Origin of the sequence: Photorhabdus akhurstii, from assembly GCF_018448925.1 — a bacterium.
Lineage (GTDB): Bacteria > Pseudomonadota > Gammaproteobacteria > Enterobacterales > Enterobacteriaceae > Photorhabdus > Photorhabdus akhurstii.
The window spans coordinates 1-13,324 of record NZ_RCWE01000001.1 but is presented as its reverse complement, the minus strand read 5'-3'; the positions used below and the strand labels follow the sequence as shown (position 1 = coordinate 13,324).

The 13,324-nt window shown below is 43.7% G+C and carries 13 protein-coding genes and 1 riboswitch; of the genes, 7 read left to right on the top strand and 6 right to left on the bottom strand.

Going from position 1 to position 13,324, the window contains the following annotated elements; genetic code table 11:
- Nucleotides 1–1,287, bottom strand: a complete 1,287-nt coding sequence (gene rhlE, locus EAE93_RS00065; protein WP_214038800.1) for an ATP-dependent RNA helicase RhlE — start codon at nt 1,285–1,287, stop codon at nt 1–3.
- A 302-nt stretch (nt 1,288–1,589) separates the two neighbouring features.
- Here rhlE and EAE93_RS00060 point away from each other — a divergent pair, with 302 nt between their 5' ends.
- Genes EAE93_RS00060 through EAE93_RS00040 form a run of 5 tightly spaced genes read left to right on the top strand, consistent with a single transcriptional unit; the run spans nt 1,590 to nt 7,307 of the window.
- Entirely contained in the window at nt 1,590–2,276 is a 687-nt protein-coding gene (locus EAE93_RS00060) for a transcriptional regulator (protein WP_036814589.1), read from the top strand.
- A 16-nt stretch (nt 2,277–2,292) separates the two neighbouring features.
- Nucleotides 2,293–3,285, top strand: a complete 993-nt coding sequence (gene hlyD / locus EAE93_RS00055; protein ID WP_214038799.1) for a secretion protein HlyD — start codon at nt 2,293–2,295, stop codon at nt 3,283–3,285.
- A gap of 9 nt (nt 3,286–3,294) precedes the next feature.
- Nucleotides 3,295–5,031: an ATP-binding cassette domain-containing protein gene (locus EAE93_RS00050; protein ID WP_214038798.1), complete on the top strand. Its 1,737-nt coding sequence runs from the start codon at nt 3,295–3,297 to the stop codon at nt 5,029–5,031.
- Complete coding sequence (locus EAE93_RS00045) at nt 5,028–6,188, top strand: ABC transporter permease (RefSeq protein WP_214038797.1); 1,161 nt, start codon at nt 5,028–5,030, stop codon at nt 6,186–6,188. Before EAE93_RS00050 ends, EAE93_RS00045 begins: the two co-directional genes overlap by 4 nt.
- 12 nt (nt 6,189–6,200) lie before the next feature.
- Complete coding sequence (locus EAE93_RS00040; protein ID WP_214038796.1) at nt 6,201–7,307, top strand: ABC transporter permease; 1,107 nt, start codon at nt 6,201–6,203, stop codon at nt 7,305–7,307.
- Between the two features lie 66 nt (nt 7,308–7,373).
- Here the strand turns inward: EAE93_RS00040 and EAE93_RS00035 are convergent, their stop codons facing one another.
- The 5 genes from EAE93_RS00035 to moaA form a co-directional block, all read right to left on the bottom strand.
- Nucleotides 7,374–8,084, bottom strand: a complete 711-nt coding sequence (locus EAE93_RS00035) for a Bax inhibitor-1/YccA family protein (RefSeq protein WP_214038795.1) — start codon at nt 8,082–8,084, stop codon at nt 7,374–7,376.
- 180 nt (nt 8,085–8,264) lie between these two features.
- The gene (gene moaE, locus EAE93_RS00030) at nt 8,265–8,720 is read right to left on the bottom strand and encodes a molybdopterin synthase catalytic subunit MoaE (protein ID WP_105398923.1); all 456 of its coding nucleotides are present in this window, start codon (nt 8,718–8,720) and stop codon (nt 8,265–8,267) included.
- Between the two features lie 20 nt (nt 8,721–8,740).
- Entirely contained in the window at nt 8,741–8,986 is a 246-nt protein-coding gene (gene moaD, locus EAE93_RS00025; RefSeq protein WP_036777878.1) for a molybdopterin synthase sulfur carrier subunit, read from the bottom strand.
- Complete coding sequence (gene moaC / locus EAE93_RS00020) at nt 8,986–9,462, bottom strand: cyclic pyranopterin monophosphate synthase MoaC (protein ID WP_036777877.1); 477 nt, start codon at nt 9,460–9,462, stop codon at nt 8,986–8,988. The genes moaD and moaC overlap by 1 nt, the downstream gene beginning before the upstream one ends.
- 39 nt (nt 9,463–9,501) lie before the next feature.
- Entirely contained in the window at nt 9,502–10,485 is a 984-nt protein-coding gene (moaA, locus tag EAE93_RS00015) for a GTP 3',8-cyclase MoaA (protein ID WP_214039010.1), read from the bottom strand.
- Nucleotides 10,472–10,616, bottom strand: a riboswitch (molybdenum cofactor riboswitch). It overlaps the preceding gene by 14 nt.
- A 244-nt stretch (nt 10,617–10,860) precedes the next feature.
- Here moaA and yvcK point away from each other — a divergent pair.
- Together yvcK and EAE93_RS00005 are read left to right on the top strand one after the other, a co-directional pair.
- Nucleotides 10,861–11,769 (top strand): uridine diphosphate-N-acetylglucosamine-binding protein YvcK, encoded by a 909-nt coding sequence (gene yvcK, locus EAE93_RS00010; RefSeq protein ID WP_036777875.1) that lies wholly within the window; start codon nt 10,861–10,863, stop codon nt 11,767–11,769.
- A 565-nt stretch (nt 11,770–12,334) separates the two neighbouring features.
- A complete protein-coding gene (locus EAE93_RS00005; protein ID WP_214038794.1) occupies nt 12,335–12,502 on the top strand; it encodes a hypothetical protein in 168 nt (55 codons plus the stop codon).
- The last annotated feature ends 822 nt before the right edge of the window (nt 12,503–13,324 follow it).

Below are 13,324 nucleotides of genomic sequence, written 5' to 3'. Positions count from 1 at the left end.
TTAACCTCTGGCGCTCGGCGATTTATGAGATCCATCATGATTGCGGCTACGCTGACGCGAAGGCGCCCCAGAGCGACGATGGCTGTTTTTCTGCCGATTATCGCCACGTGCCTGACGGCCATTCTGAATAGGTTCGGCCTTGATGGTGGGATCTGGCTCATAGCCGGGAATCGCCATACGAGGAATCTCCCGTTTTAGCAAACGTTCAATATCTTTCAATAATTTGTGCTCATCAACACAAACCAGAGAAAGGGCTTGCCCTGTTGCGTCTGCCCGACCAGTACGACCGATACGATGGACATAATCTTCGGCGACATTAGGCAATTCAAAATTCACTACATAAGGCAGTTGATCAATATCCAGACCACGAGCTGCAATATCTGTCGCAACTAATACCCTGATGCGGCCCGCTTTAAAATCAGCCAACGCACGGGTTCTCGCTCCCTGACTTTTGTTACCATGAATAGCAGCAGCCGTTACACCATCTTTATTTAACTGTTCCGCCAAACGGTTTGCCCCATGCTTGGTTCGGGTAAACACCAGAACTTGCTGCCAGTTACGGCTCCCGATCAAGAAAGAAAGCAACTCACCTTTACGCTTTTTATCGACAAAGTGAACAAACTGCTCAATCTGTTCAGAAGCAGAGTTACGACGTGCAACCTCAACACTAACAGGATCATGCAGTAATTTATTGGCTAAATTTTTGATATCGTCAGAGAAAGTTGCAGAAAACAGCAAATTTTGCCGTTTCGGCGGTAATTTATTCAGCACTCGGCGGATGTCATGAATAAATCCCATATCCAGCATACGGTCAGCTTCATCCAATACCAGAATCTCTACCCGCGATAAATCAACTGCATTCTGATGTTCAAGATCCAGTAAACGCCCCGGCGTGGCGACCAAAATATCCACACCACCACGCAATTTCATCATCTGAGGATTAATGCTAACACCGCCAAAAACAACCAGAGAGCGCAATCTGAGGTATTTACTGTAATCACGTACATTTTCCCCCACTTGAGCAGCCAATTCACGGGTTGGCGTCAGGATTAATGCTCTGACCGGTCGGCGCCCTTTCACCTGAATAGAAGAATCATTTAACCGTTGCAGCATGGGTAAGGTAAAACCTGCGGTTTTACCCGTGCCTGTTTGAGCACTCGCTAATAAATCTTTACCTGCTAATACGACAGGGATTGCCTGCTGTTGGATTGGCGTTGGCACTGAATAACCCTGTTCTTCAATGGCACGCAAAATATCAGCACTTAAGCCAAGTGATTCAAAATTCATAAATAAGAAATGCTCCAGACTTCACCATTCCTGAACGCTATTCAGGGGCAGTTTTATGGGAAGAAAATCAGACGTGGTAAATACCACAAAGAAAAAAACACAAACTGCAATGCGCCATATCTGAATTATTATATCAGATATACTTTCTGATGGCGCAACTAAAACTACAGCTATTTAGCCGGTAATTTTCATGATCCATAACATTTTTATGCAATTTACATTGATTTACTATAAGTATAGAGTTACCCCATGATTGATATTTTGTTTAAGTCTTTTGATTATTTGCAACAGGATGCATGTCCATGTCAGTCAACAACACCCAAACCGCCAGAGGCGAACAAGCCAAACAACAGTTACTCGAAGCAGCCCTTGAAATTTTCGGTAAATCAGGACTGACCGGTGCAACAACTAGGGAAATCGCATTGCGCGCTCAACAGAACATTGCTGCCATAGCCTACTATTTTGGATCTAAAGAGGGGCTTTATCAGGCAGTCGCCCAGTATATTACTGATACAATCAAGAAGGAGTTCACTCATCTTTTTAAAGAGATTGATGATTTTTTTTCATCATCAACGACAGGCTCACCGGAAAATATATTGAGATTAATTCACGAAGGATTTCTTGGCGTTAATCGTCTGATGATTGAAAAAGAGAGTATCAATATCAGCCGGATAATGGCCAGAGAGCAACTCGCCCCAACAGATGCCTATACTCTAATCCATGAGCAAGCGCTAGCTCCCCTCCATAATAGATTAAATAAACTGATTGCCAGCTATATCGGCGCCGATGAACATCAGCTCTCTACCATGCTGCATGCCCATGCACTCATGGGAGAAATTCTCACTTTCAGAATGGCAAGGGAAACCTTATTACGTCAAACAGGCTGGAATAATATTGGGCCAGAAGAATATAAATTGATTGATCAGATCCTTATCCAGCATATTGATTTATTACTGAATGGACTGAAAAAACAGAATTCGAATAAATAAAATAACAGGGAATATCATGTACAACAAAAAAGTCACGCTGGCAATATTAGTGGTCGCCGTTGTTCTTGGCGCTATTTTAGGAAGTTACTATTATCAAGGTAAAAATGATAAAACTCTGACTCTCTATGGCAACGTAGATATACGTACTGTTAATCTGAGTTTCCGAGTTGGCGGCAAACTCGCCAGCCTGCAAGTTGATGAAGGCGATACCATTGCAGCTAATCAAGCAATCGGCCAACTGGATAATGGGCCATTTATTAACGCTCTCAATAAAGCGAAAGCCACTCGTGATAGCGCTAAAGCCCGTTTAGCTATGATGGAAGAGGGTTATCGCACCGAAGAAATTGCCCAAGTCCGTTCAGAAGTTGCACAACGTGAGGCTGCCTGGCATTTCGCTGATAGTTTCTTCAAACGCCAACAAGGTTTGTGGCAAAGCAAAGTTATTTCAGCCAACGAATTAGATGATGCTAAAACTGACCGTAATCAAGCATTAGCGGCTTTACAAGCGGCAAAAGATAAACTGAACCAGTTCGAAACCGGTTATCGTAAAGAAGAAATTGCAGAAGCCAAAGGCCAGCTTGCTCAAGCCGAAGCGGCTGTTGCTCAGGCTGAATTGGACTTACAAGATACTCAACTGACTTCCCCCTCGCAGGGGACTATCCTAACCCGCGCCATTGAACCCGGCACCATGCTGGCGGCAGGCAATACGGTGTTTACGCTTTCTCTGACTGACCCGGTTTGGGTTCGAGCTTATATCAGTGAAAGCCATCTTGGGCAGGCAACGCCCGGACGTGAAATTTTGCTCTATACCGACAGCCGTAAAGATAAACCTTATCACGGCAAAATTGGCTTTATTTCACCCACAGCCGAATTTACGCCAAAAAATGTAGAGACCCCCGATCTGCGTACCGATCTAGTCTATCGGTTGCGCATTATTGTCACCGACCCGGATGAAGCCCTGCGTCAAGGTATGCCAGTGACCCTGCATTTTTCTGATTCAGACAAATAAGGGGCTGTCATGAGCAGCGCTGCATATACGATAAAGTTGGCAAAAGTCGAGAAAACTTTTCCTAACTTGAGTCATCCTGCGGTATCCAGCCTAACCGCCGAGATCTACGGTGGCTCTGTCACCGGCCTTGTCGGGCCGGATGGAGCGGGAAAAACCACGCTGATACGCATGTTAGCAGGCTTACTGAAACCCGATAGTGGTTCTATTGCAATCATGGGGCTTGATCCAATAAAAGATGGCGTACAAGTGCGTTTTGAATTGGGCTATATGCCGCAGAAATTTGGCCTGTATGAAGATCTCACCGTATTAGAAAATCTGAATCTGTATGCGGATCTACGCGGCGTTCTGGGTGATGAACGTAAGAAAACCTATGAGCAATTACTCACGTTTACCGATCTGACCCGTTTTACCGGGCGACTGGCGGGCAAGCTTTCAGGCGGTATGAAGCAAAAACTGGGGCTGGCCTGTACTTTGCTTGGCAAACCCAAAGTTCTGCTGCTGGACGAACCCGGCGTTGGCGTTGACCCAATCGCCCGCCGCGAACTCTGGCGCATGGTTCACGAGCTGGCAGATGATGGAATGCTAATTCTCTGGAGCACGTCTTATCTGGATGAAGCTGAACAGTGTCGCGATGTCCTGTTACTTAATCAAGGAAAATTGCTCTACCACGGGCAGCCGCAAAAATTAACCCAAAAGATGTACGGACGCTCTTTTCTACTTGATACCAAACAGAACTCCCGTAGAAAAACACTGCAACATGCCCTTACCTTGCCACAAGTCACCGATGGCGTGATTCAGGGAAAATATGTTCGTCTTATTCTCAAACCTGATGTCTCCCCGCAAGAATTGCTTAACCGGCTTGAACTACCAGATGCTGAAATCATTAAAGCAACTCCTCGCTTTGAAGATGCTTTTATCGATTTACTCGGTGGCGGCTCTACCCGTCGTTCGGAATTGGCAGAGATCATGCCACGAATCGCAGCTAACCCGACAGAAACAGTGATTGAAGCACAGGATTTAACCAAAAAATTTGGCGATTTTGCTGCCACTGACCATGTTGATTTTCAGGTGAAACGCGGAGAAATCTTTGGTCTGCTTGGCCCGAACGGCGCCGGTAAATCCACCACATTTAAAATGATGTGCGGGCTGATGGTGCCCACTAGCGGTAAGGCTCTGGTATTGGGAATGGATCTTAAAACCAGCTCCGGGAAAGCCCGTCAACATTTAGGTTATATGGCGCAGAAATTTTCTCTGTACGGCAACCTGACCGTTGAACAGAACTTGAAATTCTTTTCCGGCATTTACGGTCTGCAAGGACGTAAACAAAAAGAGAAAATTGACGGCATGATCGACGCTTTCAATCTCAAATCGGTTTTACAGCAAACCACCGATGAATTGCCTCTGGGATATAAACAGCGCCTTGCCCTCTCCTGCTCATTGATGCATGAGCCAGACATTCTGTTTCTGGACGAGCCGACTTCTGGCGTTGATCCGCAGATACGACGCGAATTCTGGCTACATATCAACGGCATGGTAGATAAAGGCGTCACCGTTATGGTGACTACTCACTTTATGGATGAAGCTGAATATTGTGACCGAATAGGGCTGGTATTTCGCGGTAAATTGATTGCCGCCGGAACACCAGATGATTTGAAACAATTGGTTGCTACCGATGAAAATCCTGACCCATCAATGGAACAGGCGTTTATTGATCTGGTCATTAATTATGATGAGGAGCCACAATGAATAGCCCAAAGCAACATGCTCCACAGCAAGCTGTCCGTTTCTCTTGGTGGCGACTGAAAGCACTTTGTGTAAAAGAGACAAAACAGATCTTACGTGATCCCACCAGCGGATTAATTTCTATTGTCATTCCATTGATTCTGTTATTTATCTTCGGCTATGGTATTAATCTCGACTCCAGCACCGTCCGTCTTGGTATTCTGGTAGAGCAACAAAGTAAAGATGCTCGTGAGTTGATACAAGCTTTTGCCGGTTCGCCCTATATTGAACCCAAAATCAGTGATAATCGTCAGCAATTAATTAATATGATGCAATCAGGAGAAATACGTGGGCTGGTTGTCATTCCTGTTAATTTCGATACGCAACTTGCCCGCCCTGATGCTAAAGCACAAATTCAGGTCATTACTGACGGCAGTGAACCCAATACCGCAAGCTTTGTACAAAATTATGCCAAAGGCGTATGGCGGATTTGGCTACAACAAAGAGGGCAAGATCAGGGAAACGCGGTTAATCCACTGATCGATATGCAGGTCCGTTATTGGTTCAATCCGGCAACAATTAGCCAGCATTTCATCATTCCCGGCGCAATCACCATTATCATTACCGTGGTTGGCGCCATCCTGACGTCATTGGTAGTCGCTCGTGAATGGGAACGCGGTACGATGGAAGCCCTGCTGTCTACTCAAATTACCCGCACCGAATTACTGCTTTCTAAACTCTTGCCTTATCAAGTGCTTGGATCATTCTCCATGCTACTCTGTATGCTGGTGGCTGTATTCGTACTAGATGTACCCTACCGAGGCTCGCTATGGATATTGTCTGCGATCACTAGCCTCTATCTGGCTACTGCCCTTGGTATCGGGCTTTTGATCTCTACGGTGACACGCAACCAATTTAATGCAGCAATGATAGCGTTGAATGTCGCCTTTCTGCCTGCGATTATGCTTTCCGGCTTCATCTTTGAAATAAACAGCATGCCCGCCTTTATTCAGGTAACAACCTATTTCATCCCGGCTCGTTATTTTGTCAGTAGCTTGCATACGCTCTTTCTGGCGGGAAATATCAGCACGGTATTGATGATAAATCTATTATTACTGATCGCCTCCGCTATTGTGTTTATTGGCCTGACTGCATGGAAAACCCAGCGGCGTCTGGATTAAGAAGGAGTTAGCATGTTTTATCGTCTTTACACCCTGATTATTAAAGAATTGCAGTCTCTACTCAGAGATCCGCAAACACGGGCCATCTTGGTTATGCCGGTTATCTTCCAGATGATCTTATTTCCTCTATCCGCAACCCTTGATGTGACTAACGCGACTATTGCTATTTTTGATGAAGACAAAGGTAAAGCCTCTATTGAACTCACCCAACGGCTGGCAAAATCAAAGGCATTTCCTGACGTGATGTTGCTAAACCATTCACAAGAAATACAACCGGTCATCGATCACCAAAAAGCCTTATTATTGGTACGTTTCCCACAAGATTTCAGTGCTAAGATTGCCAGCCATGACCCGGTTTCCCTCCAGGTATTGCTGGACGGACGCAATTCTAACAGCGCTCAAATTGCAGCGGGCTATATCCAAGAAATTGTCCTTAACTATCAACAGGAACTGATCGGTAATCTGCCGAAGACCAATAATAGCGAGTTGGTGATCCGCAACTGGTATAACCCTAACCTGGACTATAAATGGTTTGTCGTCCCCTCTTTGGTGGCGCTGATTACCACGGTTGGGATATTAACGGTCACCGCGCTGTCGATTGCGCGTGAAAGGGAACAGGGAACGCTGGACCAGTTACTGGTTTCACCCATGACCACTTGGCAGATTTTCATTGGCAAAGCGGTTCCTGCGGTAATTGTCGCTACCTTTCAGGCAACTTTGGTGCTCGCTATTGGCATCTTCTGCTATCAAATCCCCTTTTCTGGTTCACTCACGCTGTTTTACTGCGCTATGCTGATATACAGTTTATCGCTGGTGGGATTTGGCCTGTTAATCTCTTCCCTTTGCTACACTCAGCAACAGGCGTTTATTGGCGTATTTGTCTTTATCATGCCCGCTATCTTAATCTCCGGTTATATTTCTCCGGTTGAAAATATGCCCGGATGGTTACAAGAGATCACCTGGATTAATCCTATTTGGCACTTTAACGACATCACCAAGCAAATTTATCTCAAAGATGCTGATTTCACTGTTATCTGGAGAAGTCTATGGCCTCTTTTGGCCATTACCGCTACAACCGGTAATCTTGCTTATTGGTTATTTCGACGGAAGATTGCTTAACAAAAATGACCCTGCATTTTAGCTATGCTTAACGATGCAGGGCTTTTATCAGAAGCAAATCAGCGGTTAACGGCGATCGCCAAAAATACGCAATAACATCAAGAACATGTTGATAAAGTCTAGATACAGCGTCAGTGCGCCGACAATCGAGAATTTACGCAAATTCTCTTTGTCATTCACATCCAGATCTTCACCCATCTCTTTCAGCTTCTGAGTGTCATAAGCGGTTAAGCCCGCAAAGATAACGACGCCAATGTAGGTTACCGCCCACGTCAACGCTGCACTCTTTAACCATAAGTTAATCAGAGAAGCCAAAATGATGCCGATCAGCCCCATAAACAAGAAGCTGCCAAGGCCACTCAGGCTACGTTTGGTGGTATAGCCGTAAAAACTCAGTGCGCCAAACATCCCCGCCGTCACGACAAAAGTGCTCGCAACGGAGCCGATAGTATAGATAACGAAAATACTAGAAAGCGTCAGGCCGGTCAGCGCCGAATAGAGCATAAATAGCCCCGTGGCTAACGAAGCTCCCATACGGTTAATCATGCCAGAGAGGACGAAAACCAACCCAAACTGGGCAATAATCAACCCATAGAAGAGTACTGAGTTTGAGAAAATATATTCAACAATATCCTGATTTTGTGACACATACCAAGCCACAAACGCGGTTAACAACAGGCCACAAGTCATCCAACCATAAACCTGGGCCATATAAGTTTGCAGGCCGGTTCCAGCTTGCTGGATTATCGAACCATTAGAGCGTGGATATCGATCCATGAAGCTTACCTTTTATAACAATATTCAAAAATCCAGGTTGTTCAGTATCAACAACCCACTCAAGTTTTATACATTATCATAGAAAATAAACAAAACAATTAACTATTCAATAATTACTCATATAGCAATCTTTTTAATCAACTCTTTTTCGAAGCGCTTCGCAGAATTTAGCAAAAACTTTCATGACCAACGTCCCGCGGCTTCCTGATCACTTTCACGAGATTCAACCCAACGTTCACCATCAGGCAAAAACTCTTTTTTCCAGAAAGGTGCCTGCGTTTTCAAATAATCCATAATAAATTCAGCCGCTTCAAAAGCCATATGACGATGAGCGCCGGTTACACCGACAAACACAATCTCATCACCCGGATAAAGCGTACCAATCCGATGGATAACACTGATTCGCTGCAACGGCCAGCGACTGCGTGCTTCGGTGACAATACGCTGTAACGTTTTTTCCGTCATTCCCGGATAATGTTCCAATCTCAGCGCACCGACATTATCTCCCAAATTATGATTGCGGACTTTGCCGGTGAAAGTGACGATAGCGCCATCTTCATCACACTGCGCAAGCCATTGATATTCATCCCCTACATTGAAATTTTCCGGCCCAACGAAAATGCGGGTGTTTTTCATTAATCATTCCCCAGCATTGATCATCCCCCAGTCACTGGCGGGAAAAAAGCCACTTCATCACCATCCTGTAATGAGTGCCCGCCATGAACGAGAGATTGGTTTACCGCTGACAACAATTTTCCATCTTCCAACGCCAAGGCCCAACGCTCTCCCTTTGATATTAACGCCTTTCTCAACCCATCAACGGTTGTGTAACGATTATCGAGATCCAGTGAATCAGTACCTACCAGCTCACGTACCTGAGCAAAAAATAGTACTTTAATCATTATTCCGCCTTAAAATAGCCTAATTTCCCGCCTATCTTCTCCAGCAAACGAACTGGCCCAATGACCATATCTTTCTGTACTGCTTTACACATATCGTAAATTGTCAAAGCCGCGACCGACGCTGCTGTCAGTGCCTCCATTTCAACCCCGGTTCTCCCGGTCAGACGACAACAAGATTCAATTCTGACCCGGTTATATTCCGTTTGTGCCTCCAACTGGATTTCTACTTTAGTTAGCTGTAATGGATGACATAGCGGAATTAATTCCCATGTGCGCTTTGCCGCCTGGATACCCGCTATTCTCGCGGTGGCAAATACATCACCTTTGTGATGGCTGCCATCAATAATCATTGCCAATGTTTCCGGCTTCATTTCAACAAAAGCTTCTGCCCGGGCCTCGCGTGATGTTTCAGCTTTAGCGGAAACATCAACCATATGCGCTTCACCGGTAGAATTGATGTGGGTTAATTGAGACATTCTCAGCTCCTGAAAAAACAACAATATCCAGACGGTAAATTAACCGCCGATGACAGAAAGATTTGGGGTGATGCCGCTATCGCCTTGATGAAGAAAATGGGTTTCCCGTTTATGTCGCAATCCACCCTGAATACGCAATTTCAGATCATTGAGTTGCTCTTCACTTGCCAACAAGTCACGCAGTGGTATCCCCTGTTCACCAAACAGGCATAAATGAAGATTACCTATTGAAGAAACACGTAACCGATTACAACTTCGACAAAAATCTTTCTCATAAGGCATGATCAGACCAATTTCTCCTTGATAATCAGGATGGTTAAAAACCTGTGCCGGTCCATCACTGCGTGAACGTTGAAGCAACTGCCAACCATCAAGCAACAGACGTTCCCGGATAGTTTCTCCCGAAATGTGGTATTGACGAAACATTTCTCCGCCGTCACCGGTTTCCATCAACTCGATGAATCTCAATTGAATTGGACGATCTTTTATCCAGTTCAAGAAAGCGGGCAGGCGGATATCATTCACATTTTTCATCAACACCACGTTGACTTTCACTTTATTAAAACCCGCCGCAAATGCTGCATCAATACCGCGCATCACCTGAAAAAATTTGTCCTGTCCGGTAATCGCATGAAACTGGCGAGGATCAAGCGTGTCCATACTGACATTCACCGCAGTTAAACCCGCCTCTTTCCACTGAGCAACATCCCGTTCCATTCGATAACCGTTGGTAGTTACCGCCAGGGTTTTAATCAACTTATTCTCACGTATGACGGAAATAATATCGGTGAAATCACGGCGCATGGTCGGTTCGCCACCCGTCAAACGGATTTTCTCTGTACCCAGATCGGCAAACGCTCGGCCAACAAGACGGATTTCGGATAATGTCAAAAAGGAGTGATGTCCACGGGGCTTATAACCCTCCGGCAGGCAATAAGTACACCGAAAATTACATACATCGGTAATGGATAGCCGTAAATAGTAAAATTTGCGGGCAAAAGCATCTATGAGTTGTTCCACAATAACACCTTTCCAAACATGGGAGACGCAGGCATTTCTGCCTCACATCCTGGTGACTCAATGGTCACGGCCAAAACATCATATCGCTGTGTAAAAAGTGAGTTAGATGCAGAGGCTAGGAGTTAATTTCAACATCTGTGATTTACATTTCCACTACAAATTCTAGCGCTTAACACAGGAAAATGCGAATACCCACTTTCGTTATATAATTGAATATACAATGAATTAGCCAGCGGCAGAATAAATCGCAGGCAATTTCTATTGGTGATTGATTAAAACATTGCGCCCAATCATAACGCTAGTTGGTTAATCGTGTTTTATAATAAATTACGTTAAAATTATTCGGTAAATATACGTTCAGTTAGCAACAGGAATTCTATGCGAAACCGCACATTAGCCGATTTAGATCGGGTAGTTGCTTTAGGTGGAGGTCATGGCCTTGGGCGCGTTATGTCCTCTCTTTCATCACTAGGCTCCCGCCTGACAGGCATTGTCACCACGACAGATAATGGCGGTTCAACCGGCAGAATCCGGCGTTCGGAAGGCGGTATTGCCTGGGGTGATACCCGCAATTGTTTAAATCAGCTTATTACCGAACCCAGTGTCGCGTCGGCAATGTTCGAATACCGTTTCGGTGGCAATGGAGAATTGGCCGGGCACAATCTGGGTAATCTGATGCTTAAAGCGTTGGATCATCTGAGCGTCAGGCCCCTTGAGGCGATTAATTTAATCCGCAGTTTACTGAAAGTTAATGCTCATCTTATTCCAATGTCTGAGCAGCCCGTTGACCTGATGGCGATAGATGATCAAGGCAACACCATTTATGGCGAAGTTAATGTTGATCAGTTGCACTGTATTCCTCAGGAGTTGATGCTTTATCCCCCCGCGACAGCAACAAAAGAGGCATTGGATGCTATTACTCAGGCAGATCTGATTATCATCGGCCCCGGCAGCTTCTTTACCAGTTTGATGCCATTGCTTTTGCTTGAAGATCTCACCCAATCCCTGCGCCGTAGCAATGCCAATATGATTTATATCGGTAATCTTGGCAAAGAATTAAGTGCCGCCGCCGCTGAACTGACACTGAAAGATAAGCTGGAAATAATGGAAAACAAAATTGGCAGCCGGATAATTGATGCGGTAATTGTTGGCCCTTGTACAGATATCAGCGACCTTAACGGCCGAATTATCACTCAGCAAATACTCGAAGCACAGGATGTTCCCTACCGACACGACCGTGAATTACTGCATCAGGCGTTAGAGAATACCCTGCAAAACCTTGGGTGACTGTTGCGGCTCCTTTATGACGACATTTCTACAACAACTGATGCCTTCCATTCACACCGGGCGTCAGAAAAATTTACCCAAACTCGCGGTTTGTTTTCAATGCCGGCCTTTTGCGACACCCTCGCATTGGGCCAGGATTTACGGGGCAATTGTTAAAAAAAGCCTTTTTTATCTATCTGTGTGGTTTTAAAAGCGGGAAAAGAGGCCAGGCTAACCACGAAAAAACAGGTAAAAACTTTAATCATCAAAAGTAAAAAGCAGTGATTAAGGATTTTTAAAAGCGGATGAAAAGTCCGATGGCATTCGGACATTGGAAGAGAAAACATCAGGGAAAACGGGTTTTAAATTGATTAAACAAGGTGAAAAGATGACTGTGTTAACCTAATAACAATAATATATCTTAGCAAAACATTTAACCGTATTAACCACATTAAACCAATCTTCTTAAATAAAAGATTTTGCCTGACTACAACAAGTTTACGAAAAATCAGAGACTATAATTGTAGAAAACCGGGCAAATTTTAGATTAACCCCAGAAAAGCAAGAATGTTTAGCAACATTAAAAATGATTAAAGAGATGGGCGTTAATCTTAATACCGTTAGCCGTTCTGCCACCCTCATTGGTTTTAAACCTAAAAAATCAAATACAGAAAAAGGAGAAAACAGAAAACAGAAAACAGAAAACCTAAATATCAGTTTAATGAAAACAAGGAGGTTAAATACGGTTCAGTAAATGTAAAAACCTTTCGTCATGGCCGATTTATAATTAAAAACAAACACCCCCTCAGAATGAAAATCGCTGTATAAGCTTATCATATTTTCAACATTATTTTTTAACTTACATCTCCCTTTTACCGGTGATTAATCAACTAAGGATTAAAGAATAGGCAGGCCATTAATGTCAGCTTTTTAAAAGGTATAGAGTGACTAAAAACAACCTATTCCCTGCTATGTTTAATCCACTTATCGGTAAATCGGTAATACTACACTCCACTTATTTTACATTTGCCTAACCCGCTATGACTATTTAAAACGACAAACAGGGAGAGGTTAAATACTTCATTCAACAGACTGATTTAACACAATGAATCAAATTTTTCAGTAGCGTGATTAATGACATTTAATCGAAATTCACTAATCATTAACCGAGAGTTGAAAAGCAATAATCACGTAAAATAACATAATGGAATAGATTAACGCTCAAGTATTTTCTCACCATCATTTTACGAACAAATCAATAAAAAATGTGATAAAAAAGAGATAAAAAGATTAATTTAGCCGGATTTAAATGCTAAAAAAGGCGTTATCCTAAAAAACATTAACGGTGTTTTTATACTATCAAGCTATTGATTAGTGATTTATAAAGGAAAGATAAAAGGTGATTGATTTATAAAAACTCGCAGAATTGCCAGTAAAACAATGTTGGTAAAAAAAATATTAGTAAAACCATGCCGGTAAAACAGTGTCAGTCAAAATAAATCGGATATGATTAATGTTAGTTTAAACGTAAAACCACGATATATCATAATATTTAAATCTCGCAAAAAGCTAATAT